At 65.1% G+C, this 16,068-nt stretch carries 11 protein-coding genes and 1 pseudogene; 5 read left to right on the plus strand and 7 right to left on the minus strand.

Annotated features, from left to right (window positions below; translation table 11 throughout):
* Positions 1 to 224 precede the first annotated feature (224 nt).
* Positions 225 to 1,562 carry an ABC transporter substrate-binding protein gene (locus C487_RS11315; RefSeq protein ID WP_006185892.1) on the minus strand — a complete coding sequence of 446 codons (1,338 nt, stop codon included), beginning with the start codon at positions 1,560 to 1,562 and terminating at the stop codon, positions 225 to 227.
* A gap of 276 nt (positions 1,563 to 1,838) precedes the next feature.
* On the opposite strand from C487_RS11315, the gene C487_RS11320 reads away from it, so the two are divergent.
* The 3 genes from C487_RS11320 to C487_RS11330 all read left to right on the plus strand — a co-directional run bounded on the left by C487_RS11320 (position 1,839) and on the right by C487_RS11330 (position 6,470).
* A complete protein-coding gene (locus tag C487_RS11320) occupies positions 1,839 to 5,111 on the plus strand; it encodes a methyl-accepting chemotaxis protein (RefSeq protein WP_006185893.1) in 3,273 nt (1,090 codons plus the stop codon).
* Positions 5,112 to 5,227: 116 nt separating this feature from the next.
* Positions 5,228 to 6,115 (plus strand): homoserine kinase, encoded by an 888-nt coding sequence (locus C487_RS11325; protein WP_006185894.1) that lies wholly within the window; start codon positions 5,228 to 5,230, stop codon positions 6,113 to 6,115.
* A 4-nt stretch (positions 6,116 to 6,119) separates the two neighbouring features.
* Positions 6,120 to 6,470, plus strand: a complete 351-nt coding sequence (locus C487_RS11330) for a hypothetical protein (protein ID WP_006185895.1) — start codon at positions 6,120 to 6,122, stop codon at positions 6,468 to 6,470.
* Positions 6,471 to 6,600: 130 nt separating this feature from the next.
* Here C487_RS11330 and pdxS read toward each other — a convergent pair whose 3' ends face one another.
* Together pdxS and C487_RS11340 are read right to left on the minus strand one after the other, a co-directional pair.
* Positions 6,601 to 7,509 carry a pyridoxal 5'-phosphate synthase lyase subunit PdxS gene (gene pdxS / locus C487_RS11335; protein ID WP_006185896.1) on the minus strand — a complete coding sequence of 303 codons (909 nt, stop codon included), beginning with the start codon at positions 7,507 to 7,509 and terminating at the stop codon, positions 6,601 to 6,603.
* Positions 7,510 to 7,614: 105 nt separating this feature from the next.
* Positions 7,615 to 8,364 (minus strand): acetoacetate decarboxylase family protein, encoded by a 750-nt coding sequence (locus tag C487_RS11340; protein WP_006185897.1) that lies wholly within the window; start codon positions 8,362 to 8,364, stop codon positions 7,615 to 7,617.
* Positions 8,365 to 8,719: 355 nt separating this feature from the next.
* Here C487_RS11340 and C487_RS19595 point away from each other — a divergent pair.
* Together C487_RS19595 and C487_RS11355 are read left to right on the plus strand one after the other, a co-directional pair.
* Positions 8,720 to 10,062, plus strand: a pseudogene (locus C487_RS19595) (RNA-guided endonuclease TnpB family protein).
* Between the two features lie 161 nt (positions 10,063 to 10,223).
* Positions 10,224 to 10,916, plus strand: coding sequence for a DUF1405 domain-containing protein (locus C487_RS11355; RefSeq protein WP_049908096.1), 693 nt, complete (start codon positions 10,224 to 10,226; stop codon positions 10,914 to 10,916).
* A gap of 104 nt (positions 10,917 to 11,020) precedes the next feature.
* On the opposite strand, the gene C487_RS11360 is transcribed toward C487_RS11355, so the two are convergent.
* From C487_RS11360 to C487_RS11375, 4 genes are all read right to left on the minus strand, one after another.
* The gene (locus tag C487_RS11360; RefSeq protein ID WP_006185899.1) at positions 11,021 to 13,681 is read right to left on the minus strand and encodes a valine--tRNA ligase; all 2,661 of its coding nucleotides are present in this window, start codon (positions 13,679 to 13,681) and stop codon (positions 11,021 to 11,023) included.
* A 355-nt stretch (positions 13,682 to 14,036) separates the two neighbouring features.
* Complete coding sequence (locus C487_RS11365; protein WP_006185900.1) at positions 14,037 to 14,942, minus strand: HFX_2341 family transcriptional regulator; 906 nt, start codon at positions 14,940 to 14,942, stop codon at positions 14,037 to 14,039.
* Between the two features lie 165 nt (positions 14,943 to 15,107).
* The gene (locus C487_RS11370; RefSeq protein WP_006185901.1) at positions 15,108 to 15,335 is read right to left on the minus strand and encodes a DUF7860 family protein; all 228 of its coding nucleotides are present in this window, start codon (positions 15,333 to 15,335) and stop codon (positions 15,108 to 15,110) included.
* A 48-nt stretch (positions 15,336 to 15,383) separates the two neighbouring features.
* On the minus strand, positions 15,384 to 16,028 hold the full coding sequence (locus C487_RS11375) for a hypothetical protein (RefSeq protein WP_006185902.1): 645 nt from the start codon (positions 16,026 to 16,028) through the stop codon (positions 15,384 to 15,386).
* Positions 16,029 to 16,068: the final 40 nt, after the last annotated feature.

Consider the following 16,068-nt stretch of genomic DNA (forward strand, 5'->3'; position numbering starts at 1 on the left):
CGACGGACTCGAGCGGGGAGCCAGTTCGCGGGTTGGTCGCGGCCCTGCCGCAACGACGCGGCTTCGGGTTTGCTCGTGGTCGCGTTACTACTGACGGACGAACGGAGGGGAAAAGGCGGCACCGTGAGTGGCCGGCGGGGAGTGTGACCCGTCGGGAAGGCAAGGACTCGCCGACGACTGGGTCGTGATTCACACGGAGGAGCCGTTGACGGCCCGTACCCGGTCTAGAGCCAGTCCGGCGTCATGTACTCGGCACCGTCGGCCACGTACTCGTCGGGCCAGATGACCGTCTGCTGACCTTCACCGTCGATTTCCTGCCACTGGAAGTACACCGGGTGAACGTTGCCCTTGCCGTAGATAACGTCGTGTGGGTATTCGTCGTCGCGACCGTGGAACTGGATCGTACCGGTGGTGCCCTTGAACTCGGTCTCCTCGAGCGACCCGACCAAGGCCTCCGACTCGAGGGAGTCGGTTCGCTTGGCCGCGTCGGCGAACACCTCGACCGCGTCGAAGGCGATATAGCCGGTATAAACCGGGCTTTTGCCGTCGTTTGCGCCTTGATACGCCTCGACGAAATCCGATGTCCGGTCCGTGAGATCAGCGGTATCGGTCGCGCTGGCGTAACCCGCGGCGTACTCGCAGTCGCCGCCGGTCAGCCGGTAGTACGACGGGAGTTGCATCGGAACGTGAATGCCGCCGAACTCGAAGTCCCGTTCCTCGGGCCGCCAATCCGCCAGTGCGGCGGTGCCGGTGTGTGCGGTCGAAATGAACGCCGCATCGGCGTTCGACTCCTCGACTCGCGTGTAGATTTCCGAGAAGTCGTCGGTCGCCGGCGGATACCGTTCCCACGCCGTCACCTCGATATCGGTCTCGGGGAGGCGACTCCGATAGAAGTCCCACAACCCATCGGTCCAGGCGTAGTCCTCCGCGAGGACCGCGATAGAGTCCCACCCGATATCACTGCCCTTCTCGGTCAGGAAGTCGAGTTGCGCCTCTGCGAGGTTGGTCCCGTTAATCGGACCGACACGGAAGTGATACTTGTAGTCGTCGTACGACGATTTGACCCGATCGCTGGCCACCGTCGTCGCGGAGCCGGCGGTGAGGTGCACCGTCTCTTGCTCGGCGATCTCCTCGAGCAACGGCACGAGGACTTCACTGGTGGAAACACCGACGGTAACGTCGGCGTCCTCCTGGAGAATGAGCCGCTGATACTGACGGCGCGCCTCCTGTGGGCTGCCGTTGGTATCGCCGACGACCATCTCGACATCACGGCCGAGGATTCCGTCGCCGTCGTTGAGTTGCTTGACGGCGAGCCGCGCACCCCGAACGATCGAGCGCCCCGTCGCGTCGCTCTCCGGGTTGGGTGCGAGGACGCCGACCGTGACCGGATCGGTTTCGTCGCTTCCGACGAACGATCCGGGCGTCTCGAGACAGCCGGCGAGGGAGAGGCCGGCCGCGCCACCCGCAGTCGTTTGCAACACTCGACGGCGGTCGAGGTTCCGTCGCAGTCCGCTACGAGCGGGGCCCGTCGCGTTCGCCCGGTCGTGGTCTCCGTCGTTCATTGGCCGATGGTTTCGACCTCTGTTTCTTAACGGTTGTGAAGAATAACACTTGTTGGGGACGGTATGACGCGCTGATAGGCCCGGAAAAGAAAATTTCAAATTCGTCGGGAGTTGGTCTCGACCTATGGGATTTATTTCAGACAGGAGGCGAATATACAACAGCACCAGAAACGAAAGGCAGCAGATACCCTCAGAGTCCGGAACAATCTCCAATTATCAGCACCGATAACCGCGGCTGACAATTTATGTAGTGGCGAGAACAGGCGTTTCGTATCCATGGATTTCGCTCGACGGTTGGTACCGACAGCTATCCGACGCAGATACGCGGTCAAGTTCGGGATCGCGCTGCTCATTCTCGGATTGTCTGTCGGGCTGATCGGATTCGTTGCGACAGGGGCAATCGCCGATCAGGTGGAGAATCGGGTGCAAAGCGATCACGCTTCCGCCGCCGGACAGGAAGCCCAGAGCATGCAGATGTGGAACGAGCAAAACGAGCACACGGTCGGGATGATCGCCCGATCCGACGTCGTCGCCAGCGACGACCCGGCTGCGATCGAACGGCGTTTCCTCGACTGGCAAGAACACTTAGACGCCGATACGTTCGATATCTCCTACGTCAATCTGGACAACCGAACCGTGACCGCGAGTACGAACGAGGCCTATCGCGGGACACCGGCGGCCGATATCGATAACATCCCGAACGAAGCCTACGAGGACGCCTCGAAAACCGTTCCGTGGGTCTCGGACGCCTATATCGCCGAAGGGGAGTTCGGCCAGAACACGACCGTCCTCACGTACGTCCAGCGCTCTGCCGACAACGAGAACCGAGCGGTCGTCTACACTGCTGATCTCGAGGCGTACGCGAGCCAACTACAGGACGATGAGGGTGTCACGACGGTGATCCTCGACGGTGAGAACGACGTCATGCTTGACAACGCCGACTACGGTGAGAACCACCAACTGTTCGGCTACACCTACAACGACGGCAACGGCCTCGCCAAGAGCGCACGGACCGAGGGCGCAACCACGCAGCAGGTCGCCGGCTCGTCGCTCTCGCTGGGCGATTACGACCTCGGTGAGGACAGCGACGAGTACGTCGCCAGTTCCGCCCGCGTGTTCGGGACCGACTGGGTCGTCCTGACCGTCGAACCCGCCGACCAGGCACTCGGGTTCGTCAACAGCGTCAACCAGTGGGGACTCGTGGCGACGATTCTCGGGGTCGTCATGATCGGCGCGGTCGGTGCAGTCCTGGGCCGAAACACTGCCGTCTCGATCGATCGGCTCACCGACAAGGCCAGCGAGATGGAGGACGGCAACCTCAACGTCGACTTCGAGACCAAACGGATCGACAACATCGGCCGGCTCTACGACGGGTTCGGCTCGATGCGTGATGCCTTGCGCGAACAGATCGAAGAGGCCGAAGCCGCCCGCATGGAGGCCGAACGCGAACGTGAACGCGTCTTGGAGATCAACGATCACCTCGAGGACAAGGCCGCGGAATACTGCGCGGTCATGGGTGAGGCCGCCGATGGGAACCTCACCGCCCGTGCGGACGTCGAAAGCGACAACGAACAGATGCAACAGATCGGCGAGGACTTCAACGAGATGCTCGACGAGATCGAGCAGACCATCGCCGAACTCAACCGGTTCGCGACCGACGTCGCGACCGCCTCCGAGCAGGTGACCGCCTCGAGCGAGGAGGTTCGGTCCGCCTCCCAGCAGGTCACCGAGTCGATTCAGGAGATTTCCGACGGTGCGGACCGACAGAACGACTCCCTCCAGTCGGTCGACCAGGAGATGAGCGGCCTCTCGACGACGACCGAGGAGATCGCCGCGTCCTCGAATGAGGTGGCCGACATCGCGGAGCGGACCGTCGACACCGGTCGGGAAGGGCAGGAAGCCGCTCAGGCGGCGATCACTGCCATGGACGAGATCGAGACCGAGGCCGGCGACGCCGTCGCCGAGATCCGTCGTCTCGAGGAAGAGGTCCAGCAGATCGACGAACTGATCAACACGATTTCCGAGATCGCCCACCAGACGAACATGCTGGCGCTGAACGCCAACATCGAAGCCTCCCGCTCCGCGGGCGGCAGCGACGACGAAGGGTTCTCCGTCGTCGCAAAGGAAGTCAAGGCGCTCTCCGAGGACGTCGCCGAAGCGGCCGACGAAGCCGAGGACCGACTCGAGGCGATCCGCAAGCGGACGGAAACCTCCGCTGCCGAAGTCGAAGGTACGAGTAGCGACATCGAAACCGCCAGCGATCGGGTCGAGGAGGCGGTCAAGGCGCTCGAGGAGATCGCCGACCTCGCTCAGGAGACCAACATCGGTGTACAGGAGATCTCCGCAGCGACCGAAGAGCAGGCCGCCTCCACGCAGGAGGTCGTCGCGATGGTCGACGACGCCGCAACGATCTCCGAGGAGACGACGGCGGAAGCCGAGAACGTCGCCGCCGCGGCCGAAGAACAGACCACCGCACTGACCGAAGTCACGAAGTCCGCCTCGAGCCTCTCCGAACAGGCCTCGCAGCTTTCCGAAGCGCTCGACCGGTTCGACACTGATGTCGACCACGTCGACCTCGACTTCGAATCGACGTTCGACGTGGACGCGGAACTGGATGCGCCCGCGGCGATTGACGACGCTGCGGCCGACGGCGAGTCGGCCGAAGAGGGTCAGGGCATCACGTTCGACGCCGCAAGCGAGCAGGACGACTCCGACGAGACCCTCACGTTCGACGACGCGGACGGGGACGCCCACGAACTCGAGGAGGACGCAGACGCGGACACTGCCGATGCCGACCGATCGACGGAGACCGCGTTCGATTCCGAGGCGTCGGTCGACGATCCGATCGATCACGCCGGTGACGATTCGGCGACCGGCAGTGGAGCCGATGGCGACGCGACCGAGGAACTCGGTGCCGAAGAGATCCTCGGAATCGAGGGGAGCGAAGACGAGGAGTCCGACGCGATCGAGTCGACCGACGCGACCGATCCGCTCGCCGATGACACCGTCGGAGCCGATAGCGACGGGACGACGGATACGACCGATCCACTCGCCGACGACGCCTTCGGAGCCGACGGTGACGAGACAACGGACGCGACCGATCCACTCGCCGATGACGCCTTCGGAACCGACGGTGACGAGACAACGGACGCGACCGATCCACTCGCCGATGACGCCTTCGGAACCGACGGTGACGAGACGACGGACGCGACCGATCCACTCGCCGACGACGCCTTCGGAACCGACGGTGACGAGACGACGGATACGACCGAGTCGACCGGCCCGACCGACCCGCTTGCCGACGACACCCCCAAATCCGGCGGGGACGACACGGCAGACATCGCCGAGTCGGCCGGCGACGAACCGGACGCCCAACCGCTCGGATCGGTCGACGACGGTGGCCATGCGGAGACCGACGACGAATCGGCCGCCGACGAGACTCCTGCGGCCGACGACCTCGAGAGCGACGAGACTGACGAAAGCGACGGGGCCGACGAGGACGACGAAGACGACGACGTGTTCACGTTCGGCGCGACCGACGAGGAGTAATCGTCCGATCGGACTCGGGGAGGCCGTCGATCCGGTTCGATTCTCGAGGTGATCGTCAACAGCCGTCGTCGGTATCGTTCGCTACCTTTTTGACTGCCGTCTAGAAAGGAATCGGCATGCTTACAGTGCGGGCACCCGCAACGAGCGCGAATCTCGGGAGCGGCTTCGACGTGTTCGGCGTCGCTCTCGGAACGCCCGCCGACGTGGTTCGGGTCGAACGAGCCTCGCGAACGACGATTACGGTGACCGGGGCCGGAAGCCAGTACATCCCGGAAGACCCCGCCAAGAACACGGTCGGCGCAGTCGCGGAGGCGCTCGACGCCCCCGCACGAATCCGGATCGACAAGGGCGTTCGGCCGTCCTCGGGGTTGGGATCGTCGGCCGCGAGTGCCGCCGCCGCCGCCGTTGCACTGAACGAACTCTACGATCGGGGCCGCTCTCGTGCGGAGCTCGTCCCCGTCGCCGCCGAAGGCGAAGCGCTCGTCTCCGGAGCAGCACACGCGGATAACGTCGCGCCCTCGCTGCTCGGTGGCTTTACCGTCGCCACCGACGGCGGTGTCACGCACGTCGACGCGTCGGTTCCCGTCGTCGCCTGCCTGCCGGATATCTCCGTTTCCACGCGCGATGCGCGCGGCGTCGTTCCCGATGCAGCCTCGATGGACGAGGTCGTCGACACCGTCGGCAACGCCGCCACGCTGACCGTCGGGATGACGCGGGACGATCCAGTTCTCGTCGGCAAGGGTATGGAAGACGAGATCGTCACGCCCGAACGCAGCACACTGATCGACGGCTACGAGAGCGTTCGCGAGGCCGCTCTCGAGGCGGGTGCGACCGGCGTCACGGTCAGCGGGGCCGGCCCGGGAATGCTCGCGGTCTGTCACCGCCGCGACCAGCGGGCGATCGCCTCGGCGATGGTCGACGCCTTCGACGCGGCCGGCGTCGAGAGCCGCGCCTATCAGACCGCGATTGGCGAGGGCGCGACGCTGTACCGGGACGGCTCGTAGCCGGATGGGGACGCGAACCGACGCCGCGCTCGCGCTGCTCGTGCTCGCTGCGGTCGCGAGTTTCGCGGTCCACGCCGACGTAACGCCGTCACTGATTTTCCTGATCGTCGGCGGTGCTGCGACGGTCTCCTTCGAACTCCTCGTCGCTCGAGCGTACGAGACCGTCCGGCAGTATTGGGAGCGGCGGAGCGTCCAACTCACGTCCCTCGCGGCGGCGATCAGCGGTGCCGCCGTCGGCACTCGAGTCGCGCCGGTGCTGGTACTGTCGCTGTGCTGTGGTGCGACGATAACCTACCTGGTCGTTCTCGCGCTCCGCCGAACGGGCATCGTCCCGCGGCCGCAGACGTGGTGGTAGCAGGGGCTCGGCTCGAGCGCGCGGCCGGCTGCCAGCGAGGGCGGAGTGAGGACCGTCGGAGCGGGAGAGAACAAGCGTGGTTGCCGAGCGGTCGGCGGTCAAAGCGCCGGGTCGAAATCGGCGTCGTCAGTTAGACGCCACGGCCCTGCATCTTTTCGTCCTCGGGGAGGTCGACGTTCGCGTCGCCTTTCATGCTCTTGCCGAGGTTCTTCGAGATCTCCGCGAGCGTCTCGGGGTCGTCCCAGTTGTTCGTCGCCTCGACGATCGCCTCGGCCATCTCGGGCGGGTTCTCCGCGCCGAAGATGCCGCTGCCGACGAAGATACCGTCGCACTCGTGGTGCATCATGAGCGCGGCGTCGGCCGGCGTCGCGATGCCGCCCGCGGCGAAGTTGACGACCGGGAGTCGCCCCATCTCGGCGGTCTCGTGGACCAGCTCCGCGGGCGCTTCGATCTCGCGAGCGAAGGCCTCCCGTTCCTCGTGGCTCATGCCCTCGAGTTTCCGGATCGCGCCCTTGATCGTGCGCTGGTGGTGGACGGCCTGATTCACGTCGCCGGTACCGGCCTCGCCTTTCGTCCGGATCATCGCCGCACCCTCGTCGATCCGGCGCAGGGCCTCGCCGAGGTTGCGCGCCCCACAGACGAACGGGGCGGTAAAGTCGCGCTTGTCGATGTGGTAGGCGTCGTCGGCGGGAGTAAGCACCTCGCTCTCGTCGATCATGTCCACGCCGACGGCTTCGAGGATCTGGGCCTCCTTCGTGTGCCCGATACGGGATTTACCCATGACCGGGATCGAAACCGACTCGACGATCTCGGCGACGTCGGCGGGATCGGCCATCCGAGCGACGCCGCCGCGCTTGCGGATATCGGCGGGCACGGCTTTGAGCGCCATCACTGCAACCGCGCCGGCCTCCTCGGCGATACGGGCCTGCTCGGGGTCGACGACGTCCATGATGACGCCGCCTTTCTGCATCCGCGCGAAGCCGCGTTTGACGAGATCAGTCCCGCGCCGCAGTTCCTCGAGATCGGTGTTTTCGGCCATACTGACCGGTTAGGAGCCCCGCCACTTACGCGTTTCTTTGGGCCCGATGCGGCCGCCGGAGCCAACGGTTCCGCGGGCCCACGGAACCGGCGTCGGACCGACCGCTCACTCGACCAGCCGCTCGCCCTCGAACAGGCGGGCGCGGACGTCCGCGCCGTACAACCGTGCGAGCGGCCGTCGCCACAGCCCGAGTTCGCGGGCCAGCGCCGGGGGAATCGAGAGCCGCGTCCCGACGCCCGACCCGATCGCGACGTCGCCCCGAATCCGAGCCGTCGTCCGCACGAGAGCCCCATCTGTCGTGGTGTAACTGGTCAGCGTCCAGTCGCGCGCTCGCGGCTCGAGCCGGGGACGAGCGACCTCGAGCCGGATGGAGTCGTCCCCATAGCGGCCGCCGTCGACGACAGTACGGATCCCGTCCGGGCCGTCAGTCACCGTGATGGCGGCCAGTTCCTTGGGATACCCCCAGATCTCGCGCCCGAGCGCGACCGACGGCGCGGTCGTCACCGGGAGCCAGTGGACGTAGCCGCCGAGTTCGCTGCCCGCGAGCTGTGCGAGCGGGCGGGTCGTTCGACTCCCACGGACCGCCGGAACGATGACCGCGAACTCGTCGTAGGGATCGAGTTCCGTCCCGTCTCGATCGCCGCCGACCCGGTGGTACTGGATCCCGACGAGGGTGACACAGCCGACGCCAGGTGCGATCGCGAGCGCGGAGAGTCCATCCGGAAGCGCTGTCTCGAGCCGGCCGCGACGCGCGGGGACGGTCGTGCCGCCCATCGCGAACGACAACTCGAGCGGGAGGGACACCTCGTGGCCGGTCGAGAGTCGCGAACGTGATCGTTCGTCGGCCGTCGTCATCTTGCTGTAGCGAGGAAACCCCGCCCCTTGGGGCGGGGAGGAATCGCGTTCGTTCGTTCCTCAATTCGCCCTGTTACGGCTTCCCGGTGTCCAACGCTTCGACACCTTCGAGCATCAGCCCCTTCCAAGTGTAGCCGCGCTTGTCTTTGATCGCTTTCAGTCGCTCGTACTGTTCGTCGTCTACCTCGAATCNCCTTCGAGCATCAGCCCCTTCCAAGTGTAGCCGCGCTTGTCTTTGATCGCTTTCAGTCGCTCGTACTGTTCGTCGTCTACCTCGAATCTGATTTCCGTACCCATACATACGTGTACTATCCGTGTGGTTTACGTGGGTTGCGGTCGTAGCCTGTACTGTCGAATGGTCGCTAAAACTACCGCCACGAAAACGCTCGAAGCTACGCTCGCGCCACCCACTACGGGCAAAGAGCAACGTCTCGAGCGTACTGTGGCGACTTACCGCCGCGCCCTCGAGGATGCCTTCGAGAGTGGCGCGGATACGCAGAACGCAGTCAACGATATCGTCACGCCGTACACGCTCACGTCCTACGCTAAAGACGCCCTCAAGAACTACGTCCCGCAACTCCGCCAGACGTACAACGCCTCGGAACTCGAGGACGATCACCCGGTTCGATTCACGAACCGTGGCTTCCAGATCGATCACTCCGACGAGCGTGCGTACGAGTTCTGCTGGCGCGTTCCACAGGCCGGACGTGGCAACGCCTTCTGGATTCCGCTTCGAATTAACCCCGAGCAGGAATCGCTGTGGTTCGACCTGCTTAACGGCGATGTGTCGGTCGGTGAGTTCCGACTGCAACAGCACCGAACGAACTGGGTGCTNGAATTAACCCCGAGCAGGAATCGCTGTGGTTCGACCTGCTTAACGGCGATGTGTCGGTCGGTGAGTTCCGACTGCAACAGCACCGAACGAACTGGGTGCTGCACGTCGCCATCGAGTACGACATAGCTGAACCAGAGACGCCGGACGATCCGACTCGAATCGGTTTCGATATTGGCGAGTCTAAGCTTCTGACGGGCTGTGCCCGTCAGAACGGCACTCCGACCCAACCATACATCTACGACGGCGGCCGTGCGCGAGCACTCCGCAAGGAGATGTACACCACGCTGAAGCGCCTCCAAGAGCGCGATGCCGCACAGTGGCGAATCGACGAACGCTTCGGCCACTACCAGAACGCGCTGACTGATATCGTCGAGAAGGCGTCTCGCGAAGCCGTCGAGTACGCCGAGTCTTTCGAGGACCCGGTAATCGTGCTCGAGGACTTGTCGTACATCCGCGAGAACTTGGACTACGGGAAGTACATGAACCGACGCTTGCACTCGTGGGCGTTCGCTCGCCTCACCGACCGCATCAAGGACAAGGCTCTTGAAGCCGGTATTCCGGTCGAGTTCGTGAACCCACGCTACACGAGCCAGACCTGCCACGAGTGCGGGCACATCGGAAGTCGTGGGTCGCAAGCCGAGTTCAAGTGTACGAACGCGGAGTGTTGGGTCACGGAGTATCAAGCAGATATCAACGCGGCCGCGAACATCGCCGGTCGCTTTGACCCGTGGGGAGAGAGTGTTCCTTGGAAATCGGAACGCGATGACTCGCCTCGGGATGGGAGCCGTTGTGACACGGCCACAGGACACCGCACGCCGAGTCGGCAATCCCGACAGACGACGCTTGCGGCGTTTCAGTCCTGAAACCCCATCGACGCGAGGCTTCCCTTGTAGGAAGCCCCGCCGTTTACGGCGGGCGAGGATGTCACAGTCGGGTAGTACTGCGGGCGTGCTCGTAGTAGTACGGGTCGCGGGCGGTGCGATAACCGCTACTGTTTTGCGGGTTCCGGCCGTCGCGCCGGACGATGACCGCGTCGACTCGGATGGCGGATCACGATCGTGCCGACGACGAGTCGCTCCCATCGTCCCTCGCCCCGGTTCCGACGACGCTCGAGGACCTGGGGCTGCGGTTCGCGTGGCTCGTCGTGGCGATCAACCTCGCGGGAACGGCCTTCGGGTTCTGGTACTACTCCGGACAGTTCACCGAGACGACGGCCGCGCTCTGGCCCTGGGTCCCCGACAGCCCGCTCGCGACGCTGTTCATCGCGCTCGCGATCGCCGCGTGGAAGCTGGGTCGCGAACAGCCGTGGCTCACGGCACTCGCATTCGTCGGGAACGTCGTACTCGGTCTCTGGACGCCGTATACGCTCCTCGCGTTTGCGGACGCCTACGCGTACCTCCCCCCGCTGATGTACCACTTCCTCTTCTGGAGCCACCTCGCGATGGTGGTCCAGGCGCTGGTCCTCCACCGGATCAGCGACTTCCCGGTGTGGGCCGTCGCCGTCGCCGCCGTCTGGTACTGGAGCAATCTCATCGTCGACTACTTCGTCCCCGTCGTCGGCGACCCCCACCACACGATCATCCCGGTCGGGCGGGAAACGCCCATGTTCCTCGAAGCCGACGCGCTCGGCGTAATCGCCGCGGGCGAAGTGACGTTCGTCCTCCTGGCGCTGTTCCTCGCGCTCGCGATCCGGGCGAAAAAGTGCGAAGCCGCGTGACGCCGAGCGGCGCGCCGATCAGCGAGGGCGCTTGCTCCCGCGTGCCGGGACCAGGAACACACCGCGTTTCGGCGGGCACCGTACTCGCAGACGGGACGGCGACGCTACTCGAGGATGACGACCGCCGACTCGGTCTCGAGCATCTCGCCCGTGCCCGAGTAGGTGCGCTCGTACTCGACCTCGAAGAGGTCCGCGCCGAGTTCCTCGCCGGCGACGCGAAGCACACCCGCATCCTCGTCGATCTCGTAGTCGCCGGTCTCGATTCCGGCGTCGATGTCGCCGACTTTCGACCCGTACTCGGGGCCGAGCGTCGAGTAGTCGAGATCGATCGCGGCGACTGCGGTCGTGATCTCGGGCTGGTCCGCGAGCACGGTGAGGTCCTCGACGTGCATCACGTTCCGGATCGCGTCCTCGAAGCCCTCGATGGGGCCGTAGACGGCCACCGACTCGAGGTCGGCGTTCAGCGGGAGCTGGTTCTCGCTCTTGTAGCGGCGCAGCGCGGAGATGACCTCCATGGCGGTCTCGCCGGCCTCGAGATCGGCCTCGTACCCCTGTGGGGCGGGCCAGTCCCGGACGTGGATGCTGCTGTCCTCGAGGGCCGCAGTCTCGTCTACGTACACCGCCTGCCAGATCTCCTCGGTCACGTGAGGCAGGAACGGGGCCCACAGTTCGAGGAAGGTCCGGTGGGCCGTCCGCAGCGCGTACTGCGTCGACGGATTGTCTTCGCGCGTCTTGGCGATCTCGAGGTAGTCGTCACAGAAGGTGTTCCAGAAGAAGGTTCGCAGGCGGTCGCGGGCCTTCGCGAACTCGTAGTTCTCGAGGTGGGCCGTGAGGTCCGCGACGGCGTCGTCGAGTTCCGCCAGCAGCCAGCGGTCGATCGCCTCGAGCTCCGCGGGCGCGTCGGGATCGGCGGGCGCGAGCGTGTCGACGAGCTTCGAGGCGTTCCAGAGCTTGCGCAGGAGCTTCTCGCCGGCGGTGAGGTCTTTCTCCTGATACGGGAAGTCGTCCCCGACGGCGGCGCTGGCGGCCCAGAAGCGGACGGCGTCGACGGGGTAGTCCGCGAGCACCTCGTCGGGTTCGACGACGTTGCCCCGCGATTTGGACATCTTTTCGCGGTTCTCGTCTAACACGTGGCCGTTGATCATCGTCGCGTCGAAGGGCACCTCGCCGGTGTGTTCGTAGCACTTGACGATGGTGTGGAACAGCCAGAACGAGATGATGTCGTGGCCCTGCGGGCGGAGATCGAACGGGTAGAGTTCGGGGCTGTCCATCGTGAACTGCTCGGCGTCGGCGTCCCAGTCCCAGCCCGCGTTGATCAGCGGCGTCAGCGAGGAGGTCGCCCACGTGTCGAAGACGTCCTCCTCGGCCTCGAACTCGTCGTGGCCACAGTCGGGACAGGTATCGACTGGAGGGTCGTCGCTCAGTGGATCGACCGGCAGAGACTCCCGCTCCGCCATGATCGGCTGGTCGCAGTCCGCACAGTACCAGACCGGGAACGGAATCCCCGAGTCGCGCTGGCGTGAGATCAGCCAGTCCCACTCGAGGCCCTCGATCCAGTGTTGGTAGCGCGCAAACATCTTCTCGGGGTACCAGTCCATCTCCCGGCCGGCCTCGAGGTACTCAGCCTTGTGATCCAAGATTTCGACGTACCACTGCTTGGAGACGCGGTACTCGACGGCGGTGTCGCAGCGTTCGTGGACCTGGACGGCGTGGGTGATCTCCCAGCGGTCGCGCAGGGAGCCCTCGTCGTCGAGATCCTCGACGATGGCCTCGCGGGCTTCCTCGGTGGACATCCCCTCGTAGTCGCCGGCCAGCTCGGTCATCGTCGCGGACTCGTCGATGGCCACGCGCAGCGGCAGGTCGTGGGCCTGATACCACTCGATGTCGTTCTGATCGCCGAAGGTACAGCACATCACGACGCCGCTGCCCTTCTCCATGTCGACGCGCTCGTCCTCGATGATCGGCACCTCGTGGCCGAAGATCGGAATCCGAGCGGTCTCGCCAACGAGGTCCTGGTTCTCCTCGTCGTCGGGGTGGACGAAGACGGAGACGCAGGCCGGGATGAGTTCGGGTCGCGTCGTCGAGATGACGAACTCGTCGCGGGGTGCGTCCTCGCCGACGAGTTCGAACGCGATGTCGTTGAAGTGCGAGCCGCGCTCGTCGTCCTCCATCTCGACCTGCGAGATGGCCGTCTCGCAGTCGGGACACCAGATCGCCGGTGCCTTCTTCCGATACTCGCGTCCCTTCTCGTGGAGGTCGAGGAAGGACAGCTGGGAGACCCGCTGCACGCGGGGTTCGATCGTCTTGTAGGTGTTGTTCCAGTCGATCGAGGTCCCGAGGTTCTGCATCTTTTCGGTAAACTCGGCCTCGTATTCCGCACAGACCTCGCGGCAGCGTTCCTGGAACTCGCGGCGCTCGTAGTCCTGATGGCGGATGTCGAGTTCGGACTCGGTCAAGCGCTCGCTTGCGATCCCGTTGTCGTCGTAGCCAAAGGGAAAGAGCACGTCGCCGTCGTGCATCCGCTGGAACCGGGCCGCGAAGTCCTGCAGCGTCGAGCCGTAGAGGTGGCCCATGTGCAGGCTGCCCGACACCGTCGGCGGCGGCGTATCGATCGAGTAGACGGTGTTGGGGTCCCGTTTCTCGTCGCCGTCGTAGGCGTAGACGTCCGCGTCGATCCAGCGCTGTTGCCAGCGCGACTCGACCGCTTCGGGATCGTAGCCCCCCTCGAGGGTGGGTTCGTCGTCCGCTTGCTCCCGTGAATCCATGCTCATGCTCTCACCGCCCGTCGCGGGCGTCGTCGGTACGTCGTCCGGCTGTGCAGTTGACTGTCGTCCATAGAGGGGTCGTTGCTCGGTGAATACTGGTCGGCGACAATACATCCGTCGAAACGGGGTGGGGAATGAGGGGCTACGGAGCCCCTACGAAAACGGCGTCTCGCGGGCCGTCGAACGGCCGAACCGCCGCCGCGACGCACTGAGACATACGTACTGCTTGCCCGGCGACCGGTGTTAGGTGTTTCGTCGTGCCGCCCGAGACACGGAGGCGATCGTCCCAAGCGGCCGATGTCTCGTCGTCCTCGTCGCGGTGCTGGTCGGTATCGGTGCCGCCACGTCGAATCGACTAGTCGCCGGTCCCATCGTCCGAGTGGGCGCGCACCCACAGCTCGCCGATCCGCGAGAGCCGGGTCCGATAGGACTTGCCGTGTTCCTCACGTTCGATGTAGCCCTTACCGCCGGGGCCCAGCCGATCGACGTTGTAGATCACCTTCGACCGGAAGCTATCGGTGTACTCCTCGTTCAACTCGCGGGCCAGCGACTCGGCGAGTTCCGAGACGGAGTCGAACTCGCCGTCCTCGCCGAGTTTGTAGAGAATGAGTTCCTCGAAGGGTTTGACGTTCGAGAAGGAGGCGACAGGCAACTCGACGATGTGTTTACCGTCGATCTCCTTCGCGCCGATGGTCGTCCCGCGCTCGTCGAACTCGGCTAAGAGGTCGCGGGCGCTCTCGAGGCGGCTCACGATCCGGTCGTCCGCGAGTCCGTCGTCGTCCCGCTGGAGGTCCTCGAGCAGGGCGATCTGTTCGCGCAGTTCCTCCGCGAGTTCGGTCTCCAGGTACTTCTCCGGGGCGGTGTAGTAGGTGTGGATGCCCTCGCGGTCCTCCTGGCGTTCGACCATCAGCGAGTGGGCGGCGTTGGCGAAGGCGAAGCTCACGGTCCGGGGCATCGCGGCGACGTTGACCCAGACCTCGTTGCCCGAGTCGAGTTCCGCGGTGATGAGTTCGTAGGCCTGCTCGAAGGCGTCGTCGTAGTCGTAGACGTCTTCCAGAACGAACCGCTCGGTCTCGGCTCCGAGCAGGTTCTTGAAATCCGTCTCGAGTTTCTTCGAGAGGTGCCGCGAGTACTCGACGTTGGCCTCGCTGCCGACCGCGCCCTCGAGGAGGATGACGCTGTCGACATCGATCTGATCGCGGACCAGCGGCGCGATCAGCCGGTCGTAATCGAAGCCGACCGGGACGATGTGGGTTTGCATACGTGGTACGTGGGTGGGTGCTTATAAAAAACACCAGTTTCAGTACCGGTATCGAAACGCGACCCGGATCGGCTCGAGGCCGGGGACGGACCAATACAGCGGACGAACGCGCTCAAAACGATCACCGAGCCGTCTCAGGGCGACGTAAGGCAACGCTCGACCACGCTATTCGAGCAGCGGCATGACGATCCCGAACACGAACGGCGACGCGAATCCGATGGCGAAGCCGAGCAGCGTCAACGCGAACAACAGGGTGTTCTCCCACTGGGGAAGCGATCCGAAAACCGCGTGTCCGACCAGTTCGCTGCCCGCACCGACGACGAAGAGGGCGAGCCCGAGAAAAAAGCCCCCTTTCGTCAGCTCCGAATAGCTGCGACCATTATAGTGTGCCATAGTTGGAGATCGATAGTCGATCAATTAACTATTTCGACGGCGGCCGACTCAGCCGTCGGTCGCGTCCTCGAGTTCCAGCCCCCGGAACAGGTCGACGATCGCCTCGCGGTCGCGGGCCGGATCGACATCGAGGGCGGCCGCCAGCAGCGCCGCGTCGGCAGGCCCCTCGAGCGGGAGGAGCCCGCCGGCCATCACGTACGTGTCGGCGGTCGGCCAGACGGCGACGTGGGCTTCGGCATCGATCGTTGCGGTTCCGTCACCGACGGCAGCGCCGTCAGCGCCGTCGACCGCCGCCTCGATCGGATACGCGGCCTCGAGGACGGAAAGGTGGCCGACGGCCCCGTCGGGCCGGTCGATGTATTCGGTCGCGCGTTCCGCACCGACCTCGATGCCGTCGTCCGCAACCGTGTCGACGAACTGCTCGCGCGCTTTCGGAGCCGCCACGTCGAGCGCGTCGGCCGCTGACAGACCGATCGTCGACAGGGAGGGACTGATATCGAGCGCGACGGTGAACAGCGACCGCACCGGAACGTCCCGGCCTCCGCGGAGGCGCTCGAGCGCGTCGGCGGTCGGCCGGTGTTCGAAGACGGCCGTCTCGGCGGTGACCGTCGCCAGCGAGAGGCTGCGTTCGTCGGTTCGGCTCCCGAGACGACGCCAGTCGTCGGCGACCGCGGGCGGCAGGTCGATAGGCATTCGTCAGCGCGTATGCGACCGGGGCCGTTCAGCGTGGCGA

It is taken from the genome of Natrinema pallidum DSM 3751, from assembly GCF_000337615.1.
Classification (GTDB): Archaea; Halobacteriota; Halobacteria; order Halobacteriales; family Natrialbaceae; genus Natrinema; species Natrinema pallidum.

Excerpts from the sequence above, each read along its gene's own strand:
- C487_RS11365 (WP_006185900.1), bottom strand. The coding sequence starts at position 14,942 with ATGCAAACCCACATCGTCCCGGTCGGCTTCGATTACGACCGGCTGATC.
- pdxS (WP_006185896.1), bottom strand. The coding sequence starts at position 7,509 with ATGGCCGAAAACACCGATCTCGAGGAACTGCGGCGCGGGACTGATCTC.
- C487_RS11360 (WP_006185899.1), bottom strand. The coding sequence starts at position 13,681 with ATGGATTCACGGGAGCAAGCGGACGACGAACCCACCCTCGAGGGGGGC.
- C487_RS11330 (WP_006185895.1), top strand. The coding sequence starts at position 6,120 with ATGGGGACGCGAACCGACGCCGCGCTCGCGCTGCTCGTGCTCGCTGCG.
- C487_RS11340 (WP_006185897.1), bottom strand. The coding sequence starts at position 8,364 with ATGACGACGGCCGACGAACGATCACGTTCGCGACTCTCGACCGGCCAC.
- C487_RS11320 (WP_006185893.1), top strand. The coding sequence starts at position 1,839 with ATGGATTTCGCTCGACGGTTGGTACCGACAGCTATCCGACGCAGATAC.
- C487_RS11355 (WP_049908096.1), top strand. The coding sequence starts at position 10,224 with ATGACCGCGTCGACTCGGATGGCGGATCACGATCGTGCCGACGACGAG.
- C487_RS11375 (WP_006185902.1), bottom strand. The coding sequence starts at position 16,028 with ATGCCTATCGACCTGCCGCCCGCGGTCGCCGACGACTGGCGTCGTCTC.
- C487_RS11325 (WP_006185894.1), top strand. The coding sequence starts at position 5,228 with ATGCTTACAGTGCGGGCACCCGCAACGAGCGCGAATCTCGGGAGCGGC.
- C487_RS11315 (WP_006185892.1), bottom strand. The coding sequence starts at position 1,562 with ATGAACGACGGAGACCACGACCGGGCGAACGCGACGGGCCCCGCTCGT.
- C487_RS11370 (WP_006185901.1), bottom strand. The coding sequence starts at position 15,335 with ATGGCACACTATAATGGTCGCAGCTATTCGGAGCTGACGAAAGGGGGC.